Raw genomic sequence first — 22102 nt, 5'->3', positions numbered from 1 at the left:
TTTTATCCCATATATCTTAAAATTAAGATTCTTAAAATCCGAATACGAAGAGCTGCGATAAGCTGTTTTCATTAGCATGTGGAGTATCCGGTTGATCTATTCTCATCTATTTTCTTCACGAGCACATATTAAAATAAAAGGAGCTGGATTTAATGAACGCAACGGCAGGAATTCACCATATTACCGCATTTGTAAGAGATCCGCAGCGCAACGTCGACTTTTATGCAGGGGTGCTTGGCCTTCGGCTTGTGAAAAAAACGATCAATTTTGATGCGCCGGAAGTTTACCATCTGTATTTTGGCGATAAAGGAGGCAGTCCGGGCACGATCATCACTTTTTTCCCATGGCCCGAATCGCGTAAAGGCCGCATTGGCGGAGGGCAAGTTGGCGTCACGACTTATGTCGTTCCAACCGGTGCACTGTCGTTCTGGAGGGAACGTTTGGAGCGGTTGGGCGTCCAAGTGAACGAGACGGTAAGATTCTCGGAAACGTATTTGCAGTTTGCAGATCCGGACGGTTTGCAGCTGGAAATCGTGGAGCGCGAACAAGGGCCGATGAGTGAATGGACTTTCGGAGGGGTGCCGGCCGATAAAGCGGTCAAAGGATTCGGCGGGGCGATCCTGCTCAGTACGGCTCCGGATAAAACCGCTCATCTGCTGGAGCGGGTGATGGGCCTTCAGAAGGTCGGGCAGGAAGGAGCTTACGCCCGGTACCGGGCAGCCGGGGAGCTTGGCAACATCATCGACCTGAATGTCACCCCCGTGCAGTATGGCGCAGGCGGAGCAGGGACGGTGCACCATATCGCATGGCGGGCTAAAGATTATGAGGAGCATGAGCAATGGAGAAACCATGTGGCTCAAAACGGCTTTCATCCTACACAAGTCATCGACCGCCAATATTTCAACGCGATCTATTTCCGGGAAGAAGGCGGCATATTGTTTGAGATTGCGACAGATCCGCCCGGATTCGCCAGAGATGAGCCTGCGGAACAATTAGGAGAAAAAATTATGCTGCCGGATTGGTATGAACCGCACCGTGAGGTGATTGAAAAGAACCTCATCCCTATCGAGGTAAGAGTTTTGGAGGGGGATCAATGATGAAGCATATTTTCAAACAAGGGACGTTTTCCGATGAGCCGGTGCTTGTGTTATTCCACGGCACGGGCGGTACGGAACAAGACCTGCTGCCGCTTGCGCAGCTGATTTCACCCGGCTCCTCGGTGCTCAGCGTAAGAGGCAATGTGCTGGAAAATGGAATGCCGCGATTTTTCAGGCGGCTTGCGGAAGGTGTATTTGATGAAGAAGATCTCATTATCCGCACGCAGGAATTAAGCGATTTTCTCGAAGAAGCTGCAGCGCAGTACGGATTCGACAGGAGCAATCTGGTTGCGGTGGGATACTCCAACGGCGCCAACATCGCCGGCAGCTTGCTGTTTCATTACCCGAATGCGCTCAAGGGAGCGATCTTGCATCATCCGATGGTGCCGCGGCGCAGTATTGCGCTGCCGGATTTGACGGCAACGCCGGTTTTTATCGGCGCAGGCCGCAATGATCCGATCTGTTCCCCGCAGGAAACGGAGGAGCTGCAATCGTTGTTTCAAGGCGCAGGCGCTGCCGTCACCGTCCATTGGGAAAACTTCGGCCATCAGCTTACCCGTTCCGAGGTAGAGGCGGCGGTGGAGTGGTATCAACAACAGTTTAAGTAATCTATCGCATACGCGGTAAGGCTTATTGCAGCAGCAGCCCAGGCTTAGCTCCTACTAAGCCTGGGTTTTGTTTGCCGGCGGAACGATAGGGAAATAAAAAACGGTTGACGTGAAACCAAATGGTTGCGTATAATAAACGCGAAACCATTTGGTTTCGTAATTAATCGCCGAAATGATCGGAATACTAAATGTTACAATGATGGAGGAAACCTAAATGGAAAACAAAAGCCCAAACGCCTTGCCTGATATTCGTCATACGCTCGTATTTAACGCGCCGATCCAGAAAGTGTGGGACGCCGTTGCTACATCCGAAGGCATCGCGGCCTGGTTTATGCCCAACAACTTTGAACCGGTTGCGGGTTTCGAGTTTCATGTCGATGCCGGTCCATTCGGCAAAGCGCCTTGCAAAGTACTGGAAATCGATCCGCCGAACCGTCTTTTGTTTCAATGGACGGACGATTGGACGATTACTTTTGAATTAAAAGCCTTGGAAGAGAAAACCGAATTCACATTAATTCACTCGGGTTGGGATGCCGACAAGATGACCGGATTCGGACAAACCCATACGATGATCCGCGGCACCATGGATCAAGGCTGGGCGGGATTGGTGCAAAAACTCGGTTCGTACGTCGAGGCTTAATGTCCATGTCCGCGCCATCGCCGCAACACGACGTGTTTCAAGCCATTGCCGATCCTACACGGCGCAGGCTGCTCAGCATGCTCAGCGAACAGGAGATGGCCGTTACTGCGATCAGCGGGCATTTTCCAATGAGCAGAACGGCTGTGTCGAAGCATTTGCAAATCTTGGCGCATGCGGGACTTGTCAGCGAACGGAAGGTCGGCCGGGAGACGCGGTATCGCTTGGAGCCGGGGCCGCTGCAAGAAGTGAAGTTGTGGCTTGAGTATTTCGAGCAGTACTGGCACAATAAGCTGGCTTTGCTGAAAGCTTTTGTCGAGTCAAACGAGGACGGGATGAAATCTCCCGACCTGCCGTTATCCGAAACAGGCAAGCGGGAAGTTGAATAGCAGTACACATGAGAGGGGCCCGTAGTGGGCCTCTTTTTTGCTATGTGGGATATTCAACCAGTTGTTAAAAAACTATTGACTACACCGCCCAATATGATAAAATCTGATCTATCGTTTAAGTCTATAGATTTACTTGGAATTAGACTTAAGAAAATACGGAGGAGGATTTGAAGTGGCACAGATGGTGATTACAGGGTTATTGTGCGGGGCCTTGCTTGGGTTTGTTATGCAGCGCGGACGCTTCTGCTTAACGGGCGGTTTCCGCGATATGTACCTGGCCAAGGACAATCGGATGTTTTATGCGTTATTGATTGCCATTACGATTCAAAGCTTGGGTGTTTATGCACTGATTCAGTTCGGATTGATTCAGTTTAAAGCCGGCGCGTTCCAATGGCTGGCTACGGTAATCGGGTCGTTTATTTTTGGGATCGGCATTATTTTGGCGGGCGGCTGCGCTACCGGTACTTGGTACCGTGCAGGCGAAGGGCTGATCGGCAGTTGGATTGCGCTGGCGGGTTACATGACGATGAGCGCAATTATGAAGTCGGGAGCGCTTATGCCGGTGAACGACAGCTTGAAGCCTTACTCCGTGCCAACGAATTCGATTCCGGCGACGTTTGGCATCTCGGTATGGCCTTTTATCGCGATTCTTGCTATTATCACGATTGTACTTGTAGTTAGACAAGTGCGGAAACCAAAAGTATTTATTCCTTCCTTGCCGCCTAAACGGAAAGGCCTTAACCATCTGTTGTTCGAGAAACGCTGGCATCCGTTTGTGACGGCGATTCTGGTCGGACTCATTGCTCTGCTGGCTTGGCCGTTAAGCGAAGCGACAGGCAGAATGTCCGGCCTTGGCATTACTACGCCGTCGGCTAACGTCTTGCAATATCTGGTTACCGGCGACAGCAAAAAATATATCAACTGGGGCGTTTTCCTGGTGCTTGGCATCTTCCTGGGGTCGTTTATCGCTGCCAAAGGCAGCCGCGAGTTCCGGTTTCGTTCGCCTGACGCCAAAACGGCCGTATCCAGCTTTGGCGGCGGTATTCTGATGGGCTTTGGGGCCAGCTGGGCCGGGGGCTGCTCGATCGGCAACGGTCTGGTCATGACTGCTATGATGACCTGGCAGGGCTGGATTTCCTTGATTTTTATGATTTTGGGCACATGGACCGCATCGTATTTCGTTTATGTACGTCCGCGCACCAAGGCAAGCCGTAAAACGGCAGGTAGTTACCAAACAACAACAGCATAATTGTTGCATAAAGCGCTGAACCTAGAGGAGGAACTCCAGATGAAAACAAAATTGGCCGTGCTCGGCATGGTATGTCCGTTTCCGCTAATCGAAGCAAAAGAAGCGATGCAATCGCTGAACAGCGGCGATGAGCTGGTTATTGATTTTGACTGTACGCAAGCGACCGAAAGCATCCCGCGTTGGGCTGCCGAAGCGGGGCACAAAGTGACGAACTACGAGCAAATCGATGACGCTTCTTGGACCATTACCGTTCAGAAGAAATAATGTTTACATGAAAAATGCCGTCCCCACAGCGATGTGAGGGCGGCATTTTTGTTACTTGATGGAGTCGACGGTTCCGTCGATCCGCCAGCCGTAACCGGGGATGAACCGGTATTGGACTTCAATTTCTTCATGGGTATGATCGACGTCATAGAACGGAACGTTCAGCTTGAACGTTTTTTTATCCGTACTGTCTTTCACCAGCGTCGCTTTCGCTTCCGCCCAGTTCAGGCTGCCGCCGCCATCGGCATTAGGCTGCGCCAATCTGCCGTTAATCTCCAGCAGGATGCTGTTGTCCGTTTGCTTGTTCCAATAAGCCGAAACTTGCTCGGGGGTGTAGGTTTCTTCCAAATAAGCGAGCAATTTCGCCTTGGTTTCAATGTCGCTGCCCAGCCAGCGGTACTCCATACCTTTCACCGTAAAGCTCTGCACCAGTCCTTCGCCTTGTCCGCCTCCGGATACATGCCAGTAATGATTTTTGGCCGATGCGGCCAATTGGGCGGCGTCTAACTCGCTGAACGGCGTCGGAGACGCCAGTTTCGTGACCGTCACGGTGCGGGAGGAGCTATCCCACTCGACCTTGGCCCCCAACGCTTCCGCCAAACCGCGTGCCGGCACCATCGTATTGCCGTCGATAATCTGCGCGGGCACTTCGGATTGAACTTCTTTTCCGTTAACGATAAGTTTAACGACTGCAGGAGCGGCGAATGAAATACTTGAAAAAAAGACGGCGCCAACCGCAACGCCGCTAATAAATGATTTTAAATTGATGCGCACCATATTTTGAGCACCTCTTTTTACAGTAGAAGCTATACATACTTAAACGTATGAAACCGGGAAAGGTTTCTTGCTTTTGTCGTATGGTGGCGAATAATTTTTAGAATCCACGCACAAAAAAGGGAATTTTGTTGCAATTTACTTTAAACCGGTCGTGCTGATGCTGTCCAGGATGTAGCGTGTCCGTAAATAACATGTTGTTCACATATCAAATAAGTAAAATAGGGTAGCATTTCGTCTTCACTTCGCGTATATTAGGTATTAACTAAAAATATTAGGTAATACCTAATATTTCACTCGTGATAATCTGAAAAGGAGCGATAGGCATGTTGGAGTGGATGCTGCGTAAAGTGATGGCCGACCGGGGGGTGTGGTCGGGGGCGGCGCTCGCCAGGCTGCTGCTGGAGAAGGCGAATTACAGCTTATCGGCGCCTTCGATCAGCATGCTGCTGAAAGATCAGCCGAAGCAGATGAAGGCGGATACGCTGGACGCGTTATGCACGGCGCTGGAATGTTCGCCAAGCGACCTGTGGGTGCATACGCCTCCCAAGCAGGCGAAGGGAGCTTAATCGATGACAGTTAGGCAAATATTGCCGTTTGGCGACTCGATTCTTCGCAAGCAAGCAAAGCGGGTGGATGACATCACGCCGAAGATTACGCGGCTGCTCGATGACATGGCCGAAACGCTGTATGCGTCCGACGGGCGGGCCGGCTTGGCCGCGCCGCAGGTTGGCGTTTTGAGACAGTTGATTGTAATGGACTGCGGGGACGGATTGATCGAATTCATTAATCCGCAAATACTGGAGATGAGCGGTAAGCAGACCGGAGCGGAGGCGTGTCTATCGTTTCCCGGCTTCGCCGGTGAGGTGGAGCGGGCCAATGTCGTGAAGATCAGCAGCCAAAACCGCAAAGGAGAGACATTTATTCTGGAAGGCGAGGGGTTTCTTGCGCGCTGCATCCAGCATGAAGTCGATCATCTTAACGGGGTGCTGTTTGTCGATCATATGAAAAGCAAATGGCTGTTTCACGAAAAAACAAACGAGCGGATCAGTCTCCATGAGGTCGTGCGCTTGTCGCGTCAAAACGGCTGACGTTATGGAGTGCTTTTGAGAAAGTTAGCCTGGTACGAGAAAGAGTAACACCTTCTACCTTCTGCATTGCAGAAGGTTTTTTTGCGATAGTGAACCTTTTGGCGGGTTAAGAGCCAATACATAATGTAAATCCTGATGGGAGGCCTGCTGATGAAGGAAGAGGTATTGCACCGTTGGCTGATCCGGATGAGCCAAGGAGATGAAGAAGCGTTTAACCGTGTATATGAAGTTACCCGAGACGACGCTTACCGGATGATTTATTTTCTGACCCCGCACAAACAGGAAGCGGGAGATATTTTAAGCGAGGTGTACATGGAGCTGTATCGGAATGCCGCAAAGTACAACCCGGAACAGCCGTTCCGGCCTTGGTTTACCGGGCTTATTATTCGCCAGGTGAGAAGTTGGAAGCGCAAAGCGTGGCGAAGCTTCCGGCTGCTGGAAAAAATGAAGCTGCTAACCGGCGGCAGCCGGCAAGCAGCGGCAGAGTTGTACCCGGAAGCCGCCGGTGAACGGCTGGATATTCTTCCTTACGTGGAAAGCTTGTCACAGAAGCTGAAAGAGGTCATTGTTCTGAGATATTATCATGACTATTCGCTGGAACAGATTGCTCAGCTGCTTCATGTGCCGGTAAGTACGGCCAAATCGAGGCACCGGCTTGCGCTTAAGAAACTTCGCGGGCACATCATTCCGAGCGGCGGCGAAACAAGGGAGGAAGCGACATATGTCCATTGAACAAAAGTTAAGGCAGGAGTATGGGATGCAAGCGCAGAGGTTAGTGAGCCCATCTTCTTTGGATACGAGGGTATTAGAACGTTTCCGCCAAGAAACGGCTGGGAGCCGGAAGGCCGTTCGGCCCGTGAGCAGGATTCTGTTCCGTAATGCGCTTGTGGCCGTTGTTGTATTTGTGTTATTGTCCGGTTTCGCTTATGCCGGTGGAAAGCTGCTTTTTATCGACAAGAGCGGTTCGTGGCGGATTGAGCACCGGACAGGAGGAAACGATTTTGCTTTGCAGCATATTACGGCTGAGCAAATCCGATCAAGCTTAAAGCAAGTGAAATCGGAGCTGGCGGCCGGGGAAACGGCGGTTGTTTATTTTGCAGAGCTGGAGAAAGAAGCGAATCCGCTATACCGTGAGATGCCATTGCTAGTTGTCAGCAACATGGCGCCGATCACGGACTGGGAGGTATGGTCCAGTATGTGGAAGGCGGGAGAAGGATTGTCACTTGCGCCGTCCCAACGGTTAGGAGACGGGTTTCAATTTCAAGAGGGCAAGGAAGGATACGCTTACGGCGGGGTAATGAGCACAGAGGGAGTGGCACAGCTGGGACCGTTAAGGCAAGAAGCGAAGGAGACGGGACGCAGCGTCGTCTGGCATCAACTTCCGACATCGGATGTGCCGGTAGAGGCATATACGGCGACGTATAGGAATGCGGAGGGAGAGCGGATTTTTGTCACCATGCAGGCTGCCGCGGCAGAGGAAATAACCGAGAAAGTGACTGTTCCCGATTCGATCCGGTATGAGGAAGTGCCGTTACACGGGTTGAAAGCCCACTACCAAAAAAACGATTCGTTTCTTTTCAGCGAGACCGGACAGTTTGCAAACTTGCTTTGGATCCAGCCTGCAACATCAGGAACGATAAAAATCGACGTCGGTTCCGATTCGCCCAATGTAACCAAGGAACGTCTTGTACGCGCGGCGGAAGGTTTGTTCCGGTAACGTATAGAGCATCGGCATGAATTGTATGCCGATGCTTTTGCCTGTGTATGAAGGAATATGCCGCTTGGAATCAGGCGATACTTGATGGTAAAGTGATCCGGCAGGCGGCCGGCAGTGGAGTGGTGAGCATAAATGAATGTAATCGGAAGACAGCTGCAGCGCATCCGGCAGCATAAGGGGATCGGACTGAATGAGTTCGCCCGGGAGCTGGGGGTTTCCCCGGTTTATTTAAGTAATCTGGAGACAGGCAGGACCCAAACGATTCAACTTGAAGTGCTGCACAAGCTGGAAAATGAACTGCTGGAGGCGGCGGATGCCGGTCTTCCCGATACCATGTACGAAGCGCCGGTTGAATTGCGGATCGATGAGCTGGCGGCGAGATTGAAACGGCTTGCCGTCGTGGATGTGGCCGCAGCCGAATTTTTGCTGAATACGGCAGAGCAAGGCATTGCCTTCTGGGTACGGCGGGAATAGCGGAGTTATCGCTTCAAAAGGAAGAAGCCAGGGACAATGCGGTCCGTGGCTTCTTCCTTTTCGTATGACAACTATGCTAACCCCCTGTTGCTTATCCGCGCATGAACTTGAACGGAGGTTTTCTTTAAGTTCTTTAGCCACCGATGGGAGGTTGCTCTTTGCTGCCGCCTTGACGGGGATGATGCTGCCATGGAGTCCCGAGCTTAGGCAGTGCCCAGCGGTCCAGACCGTACCAGCCTGCTACTTTCCAAGCCAGCACAAGCCATGTGGCGAGTACCAGCAGCAGCGGATTGGTGCTGACCGTTCCGGCAAACAAGTAGCTGACGTTCATGATGGAACCGAAGAAAGCCGCGATACCGGTGAGCAGGCCCAATATCAACCCTAAACCGACCAATACTTCCCCATAAGCTACAACATAGGAAAATGCCTTGGCATTAGGCAATACGGCATTCTGCAGAAAGCTGGCGTACCATCCCGCTACATCGGCGTGATCGCCGGAGCTTTTGGTCAAGGCCCCTTTGACGAAACCTTGGATTGCAGTTCCTGCTTTGGCCCCCGTCCATGTATCCGAATGGAGTTTCCCCCAGCCGGCTGACAGCCATTCATAACCTACATAAATACGGATGATTAACCAAATCCAGGCCGAACGGGTGCTGACAAACAAAAAACGCGAAACCGGGTTCTCGGGAATAAGGATTTCCCTGCCGTAAAGACCACCTTGATTAAGATTAGAATTCATGATAAAACGCCTCCCTCTTTGTTCTCAGGTAAAATATAACACTAATTCCTTATTGGGTATAGTGATGAAAATCACACAAAATGAAAGGAAATATGGCCAAATTTCCACATATTAAATGTAAGGTAATATAACGTAAAATAAGCAATTCAAATGCATATAAATCATTATAGCTATATTTATGTAATATATTTGTTATAATTATTTACATTTAATCATTGTAATTATATAATTGTTTTGAAAATACAAAAAATAGAGATAAAAAGGAGTGGAGTTATGTTATTTAATATTACAAATGGTAAAAAGGTAAGGCCAACGGCGGTCATTTTGTTGGTTATTGCTGTAAGCCTCATGGTCTTCGGATGCGGTGTCAAGGAAACTAAAAATGAGCCGACGGCGGCGGCTCCGGCCAAAACGGAAGCTCAAGCGCAACCGGCCAAAGCTGCCGCCCCGAAAGAGCAGGTGCCGATCAAGCTGATTACGGCATGGTTTGCTAAGGGGAATGATGGTGGTTTGTTTGCCGCATTGCAGCAAAATTATTATAAGGATAGCGGAATCGATATGACAATTCAGCCTGGCGGTCCCGGAATCTCCGCTTTGCAGATCGTTACATCGGGGAAAGCGGACTTCGGCATTACCTATGCGGACGACGTATTAAAAGCCAGAGAGCAGGGGCTTCCGGTTGTCGGGTTGATGACGACGTTTCAAAAGGAACCACGCGTATTCCTGTTTCATAAAGAAAACAACATTACGAAGTTTGAGGATATGAACGGGAAAAAGGTGTTTGTAGGGGCCGGAGCGATGTACTGGGAGTTCATTAAGAACAAATATAAGCTCAATGTCGATCAAATCAATTACAGCGGTTCGCTTAGCGGGTTTATCGCCGATAAAGGCTCGCTCAATCAAGGGTATGTGTCCAATGAGCCGTTTGTGTTGAAAAAGCAAGGGGTCGACGTATCGTTCCTGAAAGTGGCCGATTCAGGGTATGCCAATTATTGCAACATCCTGTTTACAACCGAGAAATATATCAAGGAGCACCCGGAAATTGTCGATGCGGTCGTGAAAGCAAGCCAGAAGGGCTGGGAGTATTACAACGAGAACTTCCAAACGGTCAATCCGCTCATCAACCAATACAATCCGGATTTGCCGGTGGAAAATTTGAACAATGAAGCAAGCGTGCAAAAGGACAGTGTGATGACGGGCGACGCGGTGACTTACGGAATGGGGTACATGTCCAAGGAACGCTGGGAAACGCTGCAATCGCAGCTGCTTGAACTGAACATCATCAAACAAAAGCAAGATGTAACGCAGATGTTTACGACCAAATTCTTAAATTTGAAAAACCCGCCGAAATAAACTGCCACAAGGTACATGAAACGGGCGATGTGAGGGCCAACCTCAGATCGCCCGGTTTTTTTGTTCATCTTTACAAAAACTTATTGCGGCCATAACACGCCGTTAACGTTTCGTCATTTTTTTTACATAGCTTGTATGAATCGATAATGCAGCGTTTATGCTCTCCCTTTACGATAAAATCATCTTGAAATTTATGTTTGGAGGGACTAGTTTTGAAAAAAGGATTACAACAATGGATCGGTTCCGGTCTGACGGCTTCCCTGCTGCTCATGGGCGTCTCCGGCGCGGCTTTTGCCGCAGACACGACAGCAACGACAACGGCGGCAGCATCCGAAACGTCCGCAGCACCGTCGAAGAACTTGATAGTGATGATCGGCGACGGCATGGGACCGGCTGAAGTAACGGCTGCCCGTTATTATTCCAAACGGTTCCTCGGCAAAGACCGTTTGGAAATGGACAACGGTTATTACGTCGGCAAGGCGACTACATACTCCCAGCCAAGCCCTTATACAACCGAATCCGGCGCGGTAACGGACTCGGCTGCAGCGGGAACGGCGTTTTCGACAGGTAACAAAACGTACAATAACGCGATCAGCGTTTCCAACGGCGACGTGGCCAAGCCATTTGGTTCCGTGATTGAAGCGGCTATGAAGCAAGGCAAAGCAGCAGGTCTGGTCACTACGGACAACATTACAGGCGCTACACCTGCGGTATGGGCATCTCATGTGCGTCAGCGCAGCAACCAAAACGCGATTGCCAGCCAGTATTTGGCAAGCGGCGTAAACGTGTTTTTTGGCGGCGGCAAAGTTAACTTTGTGACCAAAGATGAAAAAGGCAAACGTACAGACAAAAACATTATTCCGGATTATGAAGCCAAAGGCTTCAAGACCGCGTTTGATAAAAAAGGCTTGGAAGCCATCCCGGCAAACGCCGGCAATGCGCTGGGCATTTTTGCCGACAATGAAATTCCTTACGTGCTGGACCGCGGCGAAAACACGCCAAGCCTGCCGCAAATGGCGCAAAAAGCGATCGATATCCTTTCGCAAAACAAAAACGGCTTTGTGCTGATGATTGAAGCCGGCCGTATCGACCATGCCGGGCATGCCAACGATTTGCCGGCAAACATCCAGGAAATGCTGGAAATGGACCAAACGTTCAAAACGGTAGTTGATTTTGCTAAAAAAGACGGAAATACATCGGTTGTTGTTACTGCCGACCATGAGACAGGCGGTTTGACGCTCGGTATTAACAACGTATACGAACTGAACGTTGACCTGTTTGACAAGCAAAAACATTCCTACGAATACTTGGACGAAATGTTGAAAAAAGCGCAAAACACCGACGAAATCCGTAAAATCGTTGCCGATAATATCGGATTTACCGATTTGACCGAAGAGGAAGCTGCGCTGATTCTGAAAGGCGACGGATCGTCTTATGGCCGTGCCGGCGGATATAACGCAGTGGTATCGCAACGTTTGGCGGTTGGCTGGACAGGTCATGGACACACCGGCGTTGATGTAGGCGTATGGGCATACGGTCCGATTGCCAGCCTGGTCAAAGGCGATGTAGACAACACGGACATTGCCAAGAGCGGTGCGAAAATCATCGGAGCCGACCTCAATGCCGCAAGCCAAGAGCTGCAAAACAAATATGTGTACCCGATGTTCAAAATCGGCCGCGACAACAAAGTATCCTACCCGGCCAGATCGCTTGCTGAAGAATTCGGCATCGCCGTGGGCTGGGACGAAGCTTCCAAAAGCGTAACGTTGTCCAAAGATGGCAAGACATTGTCTGTGAACGTGGAAAAAGGAACGATTACGGAAAATGGCGCCGCAACGGAATGGACGGGCAATATGGACAACGGCAAGTTGTACCTGCCGCTTGAAGTTTACAACCACTTGATCGGCAAAAGCTATATGTGGGACGCAGTAAATGAACGTATCGTGAAAAACTAACCGCTGCTCGCAAGCAGCTCGTATAGCAAGGGTAAAGTGGACAGGGGAACGACCTCTGTCTGCTTTTTTCCGTGAATGGTTTATTTGAAGCGGGATCTATTTTGCCGTAATTGGAGGGGCTGTCGTGATCGAACTGAAAGATATCCGCAAGCATTTTAAGGTGGGGGAAATGAACCTGCCGATATTGCATGTGCGGCATTGGCGTGTGGAAGCGGGAGAACGTATCGCGCTGACCGGTCCGAGCGGGAGCGGGAAAAGCACGCTGCTGCATTTGCTCGGAGGGGTAATGGCCCCCGACAGCGGGGAAATCATCGTGGACGGCGAGGCGCTCCACCTGTATTCGGAAGCGAAGCGGGACCGCTACCGCGCGCAGAAGGTCGGCTATATTTTTCAGGATTTTCACCTGATTTCTTCTTTGACGGCAAGGCAGAACGTCGAGTTGGTTGCCCCCCGCAAATGGAGCAAGCGGCAAACCCGCGAGCAGCTTGACGACTGGTTCGAACGGGTCGGGCTGAAGGACCGGGCCGATCATCTGCCGTCGCAGCTTTCTCGCGGGCAGCAGCAGCGGGCGGCGATCGTCCGGGCGCTGATCGGCAGGCCGCCGCTGATTTTGGCCGATGAGCCGACAGGCAGCCTGGATTGGGAGACGGCAGGAGATATTATGTCGCTGCTGCTGGAGATTTGCAGCACGGAGAAGCTGACGCTGCTGACAGTGACGCATGATTTGCATCTGGCGGGGTTATATCCGCGACGGGTCCATATTGAGGAGCTGAATGAGCTGTGCAGGAGAGAAGCTGTATGAGTGTGCTGCGTTTGTTATGGAGCAACATGACGCATCGGAAGATGCTGTCGTTGTTGACGATATTGTCGGTAGCCGTGACGGTGGCGCTGATTGTGTTTTTGCTGCTGTGCAGCGACGGTGTGGAGCGCGGCGCGGAAAAAGGGTATGGGCCGTTCGAAGTGACCATCGGCGCCAAGGGCAGCTCATCGCAGCTGGCGTTAAATACGTATTACCATATCGGTGCGCCGACCGGAAATGTGCCGTTTACACTGCTGGAGGAAGTGCGCAAAGATACGCAGGTTGAAGCGGCCTACGCGATGACGACCGGCGATCAATTAAACGGATTCCCGATTGTCGGCATGGAGCCGGGTTATTTTGCCACCCGGTATGGTACGGATACAAAGATGGCGCAAGGCAAGCTGTATGGGCAGCTTGGCGAAGCAGTTATCGGCTCATATGCCGCTAAAACGATGGGACTGCATATCGGGGATCGGTTTCAAGGGGCGCATGGCCTGGTCAAGGGAGCGGCGGATGTTGACGATGACGACGAAGACGAGCCGGGGCATGAAGAGCACGACCATCACCACAGCTTTTCGTATACCGTTGTGGGCATACTGTCGCCGCTTTTGACATCGGACGACCGCGCGGTGTTTACGACACTGGATTACGCTTGGGCTGTGCATGAAAGCCAGCAGGGCGACCATAAGGAAGTGACCGCCATTCTGGTCAAACCGAAAACGCTGCTGGGGGCGCAAGCTGTTAAAACCAAATTCGGGCAGATCAGCAATGTGCAGGCGATCTATACAAGCAAAGCGGTGGCCGATGTGGTGAATGTGGTTGATCAGGGGGCGCAGGCGCTTTCCGTCGTTACCGCCGTTTGTATCGTATTGGCGGCGGTATCCATCGTTCTTTCGCTGATTGCTGCGGTGAACGAACGTAAAAAAGATGTGGGACTGCTGCGGCTGATCGGCAAATCAAAGCGATTTATATGGATGTCGCTGATTGGAGAAGGACTGCTGCTGACGTTGATCGGACTGCTGATCGGATTGATTGCCGGGCATGCGGGCGGATACGCGAGCAGGGAAGCGGTTTTTGAGTTTACGGGCTTGCAGATTGAATCATGGGGCTGGATGCCGGGCGAACTGCTGCTTGTGGCCGGAACGCTGCTGATTGGTATCGTTGCTTCCATAGGTCCGGCACTGCAAGCGTACCGGGTGGATCCTCTGCAATTATTCAGGTCTTGAGGTGATGGTATGAAGCGGATGAATATCGCTATCGTTTTGTGTGCTTTAATGGCGCTGGCCGCAGGCTGCGGTCAAAAAAACGCGGCTCCGGAGGGGCAGGCGTTTGGCGCCGCGACCGCAGCGAGCCAAGCGCAGCCGGCGGGAAGCGGCGCGGTGGCGGGAGCAAGCGGCGCAGCGGGTAGCGGAGCGCCTGTGGCGGCTGCGAGCCAGCCCGGGCCGGCGCCAGCGGGCAATGCGGCGCAGCAGCAAGCGCCTGCCACGAGCGCGGCCGTGCCGCCGGCGCAAGCCGCGGCTGCTGAGCGTCCAGCCGGCCCGGCCGGCGCAAGTGTCGCCCCGGCGGCGGAGGCGCCCGCTCGCCCGGCAGCTGCTGTAGTGCCGGCGGGTGCGCCCAGCTCTGCCGCAGCTGCACAGCCGGGCGCTGCGACAGAACTCGCGCCCGGCTTACCCGGCGGCCCGGTCGACAGCGCCGGTGCGGTTTCGCCGCCTGGGTCCGCTGCAGCGCCGGACGCCGGCCAGACCACAGCAAAGCCAAAACCGGCCGCGGCATCCAACGAAATCAACTGGTCACAGTTTTTTGACAACGACAAGCAGGATCGTCCGTCCGAGCGGTTCTGGGATTTGAGCGGCAAGCAGGTGCAAATTAAAGGTTTTATGGGCGAGGTGCTTTCCTTCGACAAGCATTGGTTCCTGCTCATTCCATCTCCGGGAGCGGAGTGCCCGTTCGACAACGGGGACGAAACGTACTGGAACAAAATCATGATCGTGTATGTGCCAAATGATATAAAACTCCGTTACACCTCGGGGCCTTTGCTGATCAAAGGGAAACTGGATGTCGGCATCAAACTCGACGAATCCGGCTATAAAACGATGTTCCGCCTCTACGATGCTTCATTCGAGAAAATAAAGGAATAGATGAGTCTATAGAGGTTGTTCAATAAGTCGTCTTTTGATCACGAAGCAAGTCAGGAAGCGAATCGGCATCCAATCTTGCATCCACCTTCGAAGTCCGGTGATCATGCAGGTTTTGCTCCCGCTCCTCCTTCTTCAGGTTCTCATTTTGTAATCGCTTGAGCCCCGCATAGAACCGATTGTCTTCGGGAAAAGAACCGCAGTCTCCACTTTTACAGTGGAATCTGCGGTCCTTTTGTTTGAAAGTCGCGATGTTCCTATGTCATGTTGACACTTTTGGGACATTCCGTTTTTGTGTGCCCCTAAGCCCGCCCGCGATATTCACCGCTGTGATAAGCTTTTCTGAAAGGCGCGGTCGCAGCGATCATACCTGCAAAACCTCTGCGCTGCATAGTTACAATATAAAAAAATATGCGCCATACTTTACTTTAATATGTTAAAATGGTACATCAATAACATGGTAAAGCGAAGGGGTGCGATGTTAATGATCAAAGCGGTTGTATTTGATTTTGACGGGCTCATAATGGATACGGAAACTTTCGAATATTATTCATTCCGCGATCTGCTGCAAGACTATGGGCTTGAGCTTCCGTTTCAATTGTACAGCAGCCGGATTGGCGGCCATGTCGATTCGTTCGACCCGTACCGCTATTTGCAGGAACGGTGCGCGGAGCCGCTTGACCGTGAACTTTTACGCGAACTGCGAAGAGAGAAGTTTGCGGCTCTTTTTGCGAATGAACATGCCCGCCCCGGTGTAGAAGACTATCTGTGCGAAGCGAAGGAAGCCGGGCTTCTCATCGGGCTTGCCTCAAGCGCTCCGAAGGATTGGGTTGTGCCGCTTCTCGACAAGCTCCGGCTAACCTCTTATTTCGGCTGTATCCGTACTTTCGAGAACGCCACTCGGGTAAAACCCGACCCCGAACTTTATTTGCAGGTGCTCCAATTTTTTGATATCGCTCCTCAAGAGGCAGTCGCTTTCGAGGATTCGCCCAATGGAGCGCTTGCGGCCAAACGGGCCGGGATGCGATGCGTCATCGTGCCCAACGAGCTGACACGTGGTCTGACGTTTCCCGAGGTGGATCTGCGGCTGAATTCTATGCGGGATTTGAGCCTGAATACGATGATTCGGCTGTTGGAGCAAGCGTAGCGCTTCGGATGGCCTGGATGGGGCACGCTAGCTTCCAGAGCTAATGGGCGCCGCCAGAAACCTGCTGTCCCGATTGCTGGGCAGCGGGGTCCAGTTTTTCCTTGCTCATGGCGATGGCGAAGATCAGCGCAATCGCTGCGGGAAGGGCCGTCCAGGCAAATGTAAGCACAACCGAATCCGACAACGCTGAGGTGATTTTATCCAGAATCGGCTTGGGGATCTGCAGCCTTTGGGCAGGATCAAGCAGCGCATGCGGATCGCTGGCCGCTATGCCTTGCGGCATATCCTTTTGACCGGCAAAAGCCGCTGTCAGCTTGCTCGTAAACGCATGACTCTGAATGATGCCAAACACGGTAATGCCGATAGTCATGCCAAGCGAGCGGAGAAAGCTGAGCGTCGAGCTTGCCGAGCCGCGCTGCCTGACATCAAAAGCATGAATCGCCGAATTGCCCAGCACGGAGAAGGTCGCGCCGATCCCCAAGCCAACTACGATCATGTACGCGACAATAACCAAGCGGGAAGAAGCGGGAGATAACGTGCCGATGAGCGCAGTGCCCAACAGCAAAATGAGCGAAGCGGGAATCATGATGGCGCGGTAGCTAAGCTTGCTCATCAGAAATCCGCCTATTGTGGCTGAAGCGACAGACCCCAGCATCATGGGCAGCAGCACAAGCCCCGAATTGGTGGCGGTACCGCCAAGCACGCCTTGAATATAAATCGGGATGTACACCGATGCAGTGATAAATGCGGCGCCGCTAAAAATCGCAAGTCCATTGCTGGTCGCATAAAGCCTTTTTGCAAACATGCCAAACGATATAATCGGCTCCACAGCGCGTTTCTCGGCCCATACGAACAATGCGGCGAGAACGGCGAAACCTGCGAACAATGCGATCAGCTGTGCCGAATCCCAAGCAAGGTTCTTGCCTCCGAGCTCCAAAGCGAACATGAGGCAAACGATTGCGCCGACAAGCGTGAAAGCTCCGAGCCAATCGACCTTTTGCGTGGAATGCTCATACGATTCCTTATAGAAAAACGTGACAAAGATAAACGCCAGAATGCCGATGGGAAGATTGATGTAAAAACACCATTGCCAGTTAATATAATCTGTAATGAAGGCGCCCAGCAGCGGGCCGAAAATGCTGGACATGCCGAATACCGCCCCGAATAACCCGCCAAGCTTGCCGCGGTTTTGCGGAGGCACGGCGTCGAACATAATCGTGAAGGTGATGGGGATCAGTGCGCCTCCGCCGATGCCTTGAATCGCACGGTAGATGCTCAGTTCAACGATCGAATGCGCCGTGCCGCAAAGAATCGAACCGATCATAAAAAGCACAATGCCAAACATGAAAAACCGTTTCCGTCCGTACATATCGGACAATTTGCCGAATATCGGCATCCCGGCCATCTCGGCTACCATGTACGCAGACGTGACCCAGACAAATTTATCGAGTCCGCCAAGTTCCCCGACGATCGTCCCCATAGCGGTAGCCACAATCGTGTTATCCATGGACGACATCAAGATGGCAAGAAGCAGCCCTGCCACCACGATGCCGATGTTACTTTTTTGCCTAATCATCAATTGGTTTCATCGCTCCTTTATCTAAATCACAGTTACGTTCGTTAAATTCGCTTTGTAGCCCTTCAGAATGGCATACGTCGGTTTATCCATAACCGCCCCGTCAAAAATCGCTTTTTTCACTTCGGTTTTAAAGGAAACGTTTTTGAACACGGCTCCCCGGAACGAAGTGCCCTTTAACCCCGAATAATCGAATACCGTGCCTTCAAAAGACTGGTGATCAAAGACGACTCCGGCCAGCTCGGAATATTTAAAGACGGTATGGTTCAAAATAGTATTCTTGAAGCTGGCTCCCTTCAGATTCGATTTATTGAACTCGGCCCCAGTCAAATCAGCGCCGTCGAATTTGGAATTATCCAAATTGCTGCATTTGAACGAGCTGTTCGTCAGATCGGAATGGCTGAAATCGGAGCCCTGCAAGTTGCTGTAGTTGAATTTGCCCTCATGAATTTTGACCGACTTCAAATCCGAGTTTTGCAGATTGCTCTTGGAAAAATCCATGCCGACAATTTGCTGAAGCTCTCTTGTTTTGGCATGAATGGTTTCGATCAGCTCGGAGATTTCGCCGATCGAATTGACCGTCCGGTGAAATGCCGCATCTTCGTCGTAGCCTTCCGATTTCAAATCGTTCAGCTTCTCCTGCAAATCCTGATACAGCTCATCCTTCAATTCCAGAATGGGTCTGGAATCCTCGTATTTCGCAAACACATCGTCTAAATATTGCTTTAATTTGATACTCATGGCTTACTCCGCCTCTCTTAAATGAGTTTGTTAATAATCCGCTGAGCGAACTCCCAGTTGCTCTTGTTGGCCGTATACATTTCTTGGCCTTTGCCCGTAATACGATAATATTTCCTGCGTCCGCCTTGCGATTCGTCACCCCAGTAGGAGACGATGCCGCCTTCTTGCTCCAGCCTTTTCAAACTGGAGTACATCGTAGCTTCCTTCAGTTCATATTCGCCGTCCGAGGAGGCATATATTAGTTTGCTTATTTCATAACCGTATTTGTCGCCGTCCAGCAGCAATTTAAGAATAATGGTGTCGGTATGTCCTCGTAACAAGTCGGCAGACATTTTGGAATCGACCATTGAAGCTCACCTCCTCGAATACAATATAAATCATATTACTATGACAGTCAAGGTATTGTTTTTATCGTTGTATATTCTTGAACATTCGCATCAGTTTTTTACCTAAACAAACGCCGCTTTTGATAAAATGGTATCATTCCATTTGAACCGAGGGGGAGACGTATGTTTGTCGTATTCAAACGAGCGCTGGGCAGTTTTCAATTCCGAAGCTTATTCATCCGGCTCATCTCTTATTTCCTTCTCCTGGTGGTCATTCTTGCGATTTTGCTTTCGATGGTCTGGCGCAGCTGGTTCGGCCAGTCATTGCAGGAGAAAGAAATCGATATTACCAGCTTCGACCGGCTCAACTCAGTGAAGTCGTTTCAGGACGCGCTGCTGAGGGACATTGATCAGATGATCGTTCAACTGGCTAATATGGAGGCGGTACAAAAAAGCTTGGACAATAAGGATGCATCCTTGTTATATCCCGCGGTGATCCAATTTGGCAGCGATTTTAGACAAAGGTTCAAGTCCTCTTATTGCATACAATCCGTAACTATTTACATCAACGAGGGCGGCATCGTTCAAGTGCCTATTGTCGGATCACCATCCAACACCGTTATTGCGAGCTCCGAAATGAATGCGCTTGCAAATATAAAAAAAGAAGATCGTTGGACATTGCTTCCTCAAAATACGGGCCTTTCGGCAAATGGGAACTCGCATTCCGCTGGAGGTTACCTGGTTTTATCGCGGGCGATTCCGCTTGTAGGCTCTACAGTTAAAGGAACCGTCGTTGTCGTTTTTGATCCTGTCGCTTTATTTCAAAGTCCGTTTGTGCAAGAGAGCGGCGAGAAAATCTGGGTAGTGCCCCCCGGGCAAGATAAAGCATTTGAAACGCTCGGCGGCTCGCGAGTGCCGGAGGATGATTTTAAAGCCGTCTCCCGACTGCTTGCTTCCGGTAAATTGGCATTTAACACGCAAATCGAGCGGGTGCCTTATGCGGTAAGAATCAGCGATTCCACCTTGTTTAATTGGAACTACGTCTATGCGGTGCCGTACGATGATGGTGCAAGCTGGGCCAAGTACTTGCTGTACGGTGTCTTGCTTGCCGCGCTTGCGGCGGTAGGATGGCAGGTGACCGCCAAGGCTAGGCAAATCCAGCGGTATATCGCGACGATTACGGCCATGCTGGACAAAAAGCGCAAAAAGCAGGAATTTGTTTCGGGTTCCGCCGGGTCCAATGAGTTCTCTTATGTCATTTCCGAGATTCATTCGCTAATGGAGCAAAGACTGCTGCTGCAAAACCGCATGGAGCAGACGGAATCGGCGATCAAAGAAACGAATAGACAAAAAGTGCTGCTTGAAGCGCTCTCGGAGCCAGCGGTGGATTTGGACGAGCGTTTGCAGCGATTTGCCGAGCTTGATCTTGAGCCTACGGAATTCGGCTATTTTGTTGCCGTAGTGAGAACGGACAATTATTTGGAGTTTACCCGAAAGTATTCCCTCGGAGATCAAAATTTACTGCGTTATTTTATTTCCAAAGTATCGGAGGAGCTGCTTTCCGCAGACTATCAGGTATATGGTGTCCGCAATAACGCACGGGACTTCACGTTGTTCTGCAACCTGCGGACCAAGACGGCCATCTCCGTGGCACGTGATGCCGCCTTTCAAGCGGTTAATACGGTAACGCAGCACATTCACAGCTATTTGAATTTAACGGTCAGCGTCGGCATCGGCGATATCCTGACAGACTTAGGCTGCATCTCCGAGTCGTATAAGCAGGCTTTGCAAAGTTTGGAATTCAGCTTCCTGAAGGGAGCGGGCTCCATTATTCCGACTTGGCATGTGCGCCATAACCATCATTTGGCCATGTTCTTATATAACGAACGCAAATCGGTGGAGCAGGAAATCGCCGCGGCAATCCAAGAAGGAGCGGCGGCCCGGGCGGTCTTCGAATTAAACCGCATGGAGAACATATTAAGGGGCCTGGACAACTGTCCTCCGTCGCTGATCCAACAGACGTTCCTGGAGATTGCGATGACGATGCTGCATCATCACCCCGGTTTTACCCATGAAGCGGAGCAGCAGCAATTGAAGGATATTCATGAGCATCTGGGCAATCCGGGTACGCTGGCCGAGATGATCGAGTGGATGCGCCAGCTGGCCGGCCGGCTTTGCGTTCCGCCGGATCATGACGAAGCTGCCAAAGAATCGGTGATCGCCCATATATTGTCGTACATCCAAGCCAACCACGACAAAGATATATCTTTGAACGGCATTGCCGACCAGCTGCAGATGGACCCCTCTTATTTGAGCCGGTTGTTTAAACAGGAGACAGGCATGAACTTTATCGACTATTTATTGTCCCTGCGCATCAAACATGCCAAAGTGCTTCTGCTCACGACAAACGGCAGCGTGGGCGAGATCAGCCAGCAGGTCGGCTATTTTAATGCAGCGAGTTTCATCCGTATATTTAAAAAGTTCGAGGGTGTAACGCCCGGACAATATAGAGCCGCCAATACGGATAAAAGTCTCGATATCCATGAAATTTACTGATAAGATGGCGGATTGCAAAAAAGGAATATAAAATCAGAAGCGGTTAATCCGGGTCCGGTAAGCGAAAGCTTTTCGCTTTCAGCGGGTGCGAAAACACAGAATCGGTTAATCAAATCAAAAATAGGGCGTATGATAGCGCTTCCCCCTGTGCCTATAATGGGCTCGTAAATCAATTTCATAGATCAAAAAGTCCAGCGGTAATATGTCAAGTCCTGATCTGTGAAAATTGGAAATTGTTTTACCACGGTTGAGGTGGGAATCAGGAAAAATGGCAACACCAAGCTAAACCCAGTCGAAAACCGAAGTATCTTCCAGTTTTTTTACTGGTAATTCCACGCGGGACTTTGGCAAAGGAGGCGTCAATCCTTCGCAGTCATCACCTTCCTTTTCGGCGTATAAAGTTGGTCGTTGCGTAGCAGCGCATCGACCAGACGCACTAGTTTTCTTGCGGTTAAGACGAGGGCGCGTTTATGTT

Annotated in this window: 23 protein-coding genes; 18 read left to right on the top strand and 5 right to left on the bottom strand. The window is 51.1% G+C overall.

The genetic code is table 11. From position 1 onward, the window contains the following. Positions 1–152: 152 nt before the first annotated feature. The 6 genes from EYB31_RS17440 (at position 153) to EYB31_RS17415 (ending at position 4244) form a co-directional block, all read left to right on the top strand. Entirely contained in the window at positions 153–1097 is a 945-nt protein-coding gene (locus EYB31_RS17440; RefSeq protein ID WP_131014657.1) for a ring-cleaving dioxygenase, read from the top strand. Continuing rightward, positions 1097–1705, top strand: coding sequence for an alpha/beta hydrolase (locus EYB31_RS17435; protein WP_131014880.1), 609 nt, complete (start codon positions 1097–1099; stop codon positions 1703–1705). Before EYB31_RS17440 ends, EYB31_RS17435 begins: the two co-directional genes overlap by 1 nt. Positions 1706–1919: 214 nt before the next feature. Beyond that, on the top strand, positions 1920–2345 hold the full coding sequence (locus tag EYB31_RS17430; RefSeq protein WP_131014656.1) for an SRPBCC family protein: 426 nt from the start codon (positions 1920–1922) through the stop codon (positions 2343–2345). A 5-nt stretch (positions 2346–2350) separates the two neighbouring features. Then, a complete protein-coding gene (locus tag EYB31_RS17425) occupies positions 2351–2731 on the top strand; it encodes an ArsR/SmtB family transcription factor (protein ID WP_131014879.1) in 381 nt (126 codons plus the stop codon). 181 nt (positions 2732–2912) lie between these two features. Next, positions 2913–3980: a YeeE/YedE family protein gene (locus EYB31_RS17420; protein WP_131014877.1), complete on the top strand. Its 1068-nt coding sequence runs from the start codon at positions 2913–2915 to the stop codon at positions 3978–3980. 39 nt (positions 3981–4019) lie between these two features. Beyond that, the gene (locus EYB31_RS17415) at positions 4020–4244 is read left to right on the top strand and encodes a sulfurtransferase TusA family protein (protein WP_131014655.1); all 225 of its coding nucleotides are present in this window, start codon (positions 4020–4022) and stop codon (positions 4242–4244) included. Between the two features lie 51 nt (positions 4245–4295). On the opposite strand, the gene EYB31_RS40265 is transcribed toward EYB31_RS17415, so the two are convergent. Further along, positions 4296–5021, bottom strand: coding sequence for a DL-endopeptidase inhibitor IseA family protein (locus EYB31_RS40265; RefSeq protein ID WP_165452460.1), 726 nt, complete (start codon positions 5019–5021; stop codon positions 4296–4298). Between the two features lie 323 nt (positions 5022–5344). Here EYB31_RS40265 and EYB31_RS17405 point away from each other — a divergent pair, with 323 nt between their 5' ends. The 5 genes from EYB31_RS17405 to EYB31_RS17385 all read left to right on the top strand — a co-directional run bounded on the left by EYB31_RS17405 (position 5345) and on the right by EYB31_RS17385 (position 8300). Continuing rightward, a complete protein-coding gene (locus tag EYB31_RS17405; RefSeq protein WP_131014654.1) occupies positions 5345–5587 on the top strand; it encodes a helix-turn-helix domain-containing protein in 243 nt (80 codons plus the stop codon). A gap of 3 nt (positions 5588–5590) precedes the next feature. Further along, entirely contained in the window at positions 5591–6109 is a 519-nt protein-coding gene (gene def, locus EYB31_RS17400) for a peptide deformylase (RefSeq protein ID WP_131014653.1), read from the top strand. A gap of 150 nt (positions 6110–6259) precedes the next feature. Next, positions 6260–6841, top strand: coding sequence for a sigma-70 family RNA polymerase sigma factor (locus tag EYB31_RS17395; RefSeq protein ID WP_131014652.1), 582 nt, complete (start codon positions 6260–6262; stop codon positions 6839–6841). Further along, positions 6831–7826: a hypothetical protein gene (locus EYB31_RS17390; protein ID WP_131014651.1), complete on the top strand. Its 996-nt coding sequence runs from the start codon at positions 6831–6833 to the stop codon at positions 7824–7826. The genes EYB31_RS17395 and EYB31_RS17390 overlap by 11 nt, the downstream gene beginning before the upstream one ends. A gap of 132 nt (positions 7827–7958) precedes the next feature. Next, positions 7959–8300 (top strand): helix-turn-helix domain-containing protein, encoded by a 342-nt coding sequence (locus tag EYB31_RS17385; protein WP_131014650.1) that lies wholly within the window; start codon positions 7959–7961, stop codon positions 8298–8300. Positions 8301–8433: 133 nt separating this feature from the next. Here the strand turns inward: EYB31_RS17385 and EYB31_RS17380 are convergent, their stop codons facing one another. Continuing rightward, entirely contained in the window at positions 8434–9039 is a 606-nt protein-coding gene (locus tag EYB31_RS17380; protein WP_131014649.1) for a DoxX family membrane protein, read from the bottom strand. 273 nt (positions 9040–9312) lie between these two features. Between EYB31_RS17380 and EYB31_RS17375 the strand changes: the two genes are divergently transcribed. The 6 genes from EYB31_RS17375 (at position 9313) to EYB31_RS17350 (ending at position 16428) form a co-directional block, all read left to right on the top strand. After that, positions 9313–10392: an ABC transporter substrate-binding protein gene (locus EYB31_RS17375; RefSeq protein WP_131014648.1), complete on the top strand. Its 1080-nt coding sequence runs from the start codon at positions 9313–9315 to the stop codon at positions 10390–10392. Between the two features lie 212 nt (positions 10393–10604). Further along, entirely contained in the window at positions 10605–12347 is a 1743-nt protein-coding gene (locus EYB31_RS17370; RefSeq protein WP_240762530.1) for an alkaline phosphatase, read from the top strand. Between the two features lie 124 nt (positions 12348–12471). Continuing rightward, on the top strand, positions 12472–13149 hold the full coding sequence (locus EYB31_RS17365) for an ABC transporter ATP-binding protein (protein ID WP_240762529.1): 678 nt from the start codon (positions 12472–12474) through the stop codon (positions 13147–13149). Next, on the top strand, positions 13146–14372 hold the full coding sequence (locus EYB31_RS17360) for an ABC transporter permease (protein WP_131014647.1): 1227 nt from the start codon (positions 13146–13148) through the stop codon (positions 14370–14372). The genes EYB31_RS17365 and EYB31_RS17360 overlap by 4 nt, the downstream gene beginning before the upstream one ends. Positions 14373–14381: 9 nt before the next feature. Continuing rightward, a complete protein-coding gene (locus EYB31_RS17355; RefSeq protein WP_131014646.1) occupies positions 14382–15284 on the top strand; it encodes a hypothetical protein in 903 nt (300 codons plus the stop codon). 475 nt (positions 15285–15759) lie between these two features. After that, positions 15760–16428 carry an HAD family hydrolase gene (locus EYB31_RS17350; protein ID WP_338119953.1) on the top strand — a complete coding sequence of 223 codons (669 nt, stop codon included), beginning with the start codon at positions 15760–15762 and terminating at the stop codon, positions 16426–16428. 40 nt (positions 16429–16468) lie between these two features. Here EYB31_RS17350 and EYB31_RS17345 read toward each other — a convergent pair whose 3' ends face one another. Genes EYB31_RS17345 through EYB31_RS17335 form a run of 3 tightly spaced genes read right to left on the bottom strand, consistent with a single transcriptional unit; the run spans position 16469 to position 19092 of the window. Next, positions 16469–18004, bottom strand: a complete 1536-nt coding sequence (locus tag EYB31_RS17345; protein ID WP_131014644.1) for an MDR family MFS transporter — start codon at positions 18002–18004, stop codon at positions 16469–16471. 24 nt (positions 18005–18028) lie between these two features. Beyond that, positions 18029–18745 carry a pentapeptide repeat-containing protein gene (locus EYB31_RS17340; RefSeq protein ID WP_131014643.1) on the bottom strand — a complete coding sequence of 239 codons (717 nt, stop codon included), beginning with the start codon at positions 18743–18745 and terminating at the stop codon, positions 18029–18031. A gap of 17 nt (positions 18746–18762) precedes the next feature. Beyond that, positions 18763–19092, bottom strand: coding sequence for a PadR family transcriptional regulator (locus EYB31_RS17335; protein WP_131014642.1), 330 nt, complete (start codon positions 19090–19092; stop codon positions 18763–18765). A gap of 162 nt (positions 19093–19254) precedes the next feature. Here EYB31_RS17335 and EYB31_RS17330 point away from each other — a divergent pair, with 162 nt between their 5' ends. Then, a complete protein-coding gene (locus EYB31_RS17330) occupies positions 19255–21627 on the top strand; it encodes a response regulator transcription factor (protein WP_131014641.1) in 2373 nt (790 codons plus the stop codon). Positions 21628–22102 lie beyond the last annotated feature (475 nt).

Source organism: Paenibacillus thalictri (assembly GCF_004307995.1).
Taxonomy (GTDB): Bacteria; Bacillota; Bacilli; order Paenibacillales; family NBRC-103111; genus Paenibacillus_AF; species Paenibacillus_AF thalictri.
The sequence above is the reverse complement of the archived record's forward strand: the minus strand, read 5'-3'. Positions and strand labels throughout refer to the sequence as shown.

Excerpts from the sequence above, each read along its gene's own strand:
- EYB31_RS17335 (WP_131014642.1), bottom strand. The coding sequence starts at position 19,092 with ATGGTCGATTCCAAAATGTCTGCCGACTTGTTACGAGGACATACCGAC.
- def (WP_131014653.1), top strand. The coding sequence starts at position 5,591 with ATGACAGTTAGGCAAATATTGCCGTTTGGCGACTCGATTCTTCGCAAG.
- EYB31_RS17420 (WP_131014877.1), top strand. The coding sequence starts at position 2,913 with ATGGTGATTACAGGGTTATTGTGCGGGGCCTTGCTTGGGTTTGTTATG.
- EYB31_RS17360 (WP_131014647.1), top strand. The coding sequence starts at position 13,146 with ATGAGTGTGCTGCGTTTGTTATGGAGCAACATGACGCATCGGAAGATG.
- EYB31_RS17390 (WP_131014651.1), top strand. The coding sequence starts at position 6,831 with ATGTCCATTGAACAAAAGTTAAGGCAGGAGTATGGGATGCAAGCGCAG.
- EYB31_RS17375 (WP_131014648.1), top strand. The coding sequence starts at position 9,313 with ATGTTATTTAATATTACAAATGGTAAAAAGGTAAGGCCAACGGCGGTC.
- EYB31_RS17385 (WP_131014650.1), top strand. The coding sequence starts at position 7,959 with ATGAATGTAATCGGAAGACAGCTGCAGCGCATCCGGCAGCATAAGGGG.
- EYB31_RS40265 (WP_165452460.1), bottom strand. The coding sequence starts at position 5,021 with ATGGTGCGCATCAATTTAAAATCATTTATTAGCGGCGTTGCGGTTGGC.
- EYB31_RS17430 (WP_131014656.1), top strand. The coding sequence starts at position 1,920 with ATGGAAAACAAAAGCCCAAACGCCTTGCCTGATATTCGTCATACGCTC.
- EYB31_RS17415 (WP_131014655.1), top strand. The coding sequence starts at position 4,020 with ATGAAAACAAAATTGGCCGTGCTCGGCATGGTATGTCCGTTTCCGCTA.
- EYB31_RS17425 (WP_131014879.1), top strand. The coding sequence starts at position 2,351 with ATGTCCGCGCCATCGCCGCAACACGACGTGTTTCAAGCCATTGCCGAT.
- EYB31_RS17330 (WP_131014641.1), top strand. The coding sequence starts at position 19,255 with ATGTTTGTCGTATTCAAACGAGCGCTGGGCAGTTTTCAATTCCGAAGC.
- EYB31_RS17355 (WP_131014646.1), top strand. The coding sequence starts at position 14,382 with ATGAAGCGGATGAATATCGCTATCGTTTTGTGTGCTTTAATGGCGCTG.
- EYB31_RS17380 (WP_131014649.1), bottom strand. The coding sequence starts at position 9,039 with ATGAATTCTAATCTTAATCAAGGTGGTCTTTACGGCAGGGAAATCCTT.
- EYB31_RS17340 (WP_131014643.1), bottom strand. The coding sequence starts at position 18,745 with ATGAGTATCAAATTAAAGCAATATTTAGACGATGTGTTTGCGAAATAC.
- EYB31_RS17405 (WP_131014654.1), top strand. The coding sequence starts at position 5,345 with ATGTTGGAGTGGATGCTGCGTAAAGTGATGGCCGACCGGGGGGTGTGG.
- EYB31_RS17440 (WP_131014657.1), top strand. The coding sequence starts at position 153 with ATGAACGCAACGGCAGGAATTCACCATATTACCGCATTTGTAAGAGAT.
- EYB31_RS17345 (WP_131014644.1), bottom strand. The coding sequence starts at position 18,004 with ATGATTAGGCAAAAAAGTAACATCGGCATCGTGGTGGCAGGGCTGCTT.
- EYB31_RS17395 (WP_131014652.1), top strand. The coding sequence starts at position 6,260 with ATGAAGGAAGAGGTATTGCACCGTTGGCTGATCCGGATGAGCCAAGGA.
- EYB31_RS17435 (WP_131014880.1), top strand. The coding sequence starts at position 1,097 with ATGAAGCATATTTTCAAACAAGGGACGTTTTCCGATGAGCCGGTGCTT.
- EYB31_RS17350 (WP_338119953.1), top strand. The coding sequence starts at position 15,760 with ATGTTAATGATCAAAGCGGTTGTATTTGATTTTGACGGGCTCATAATG.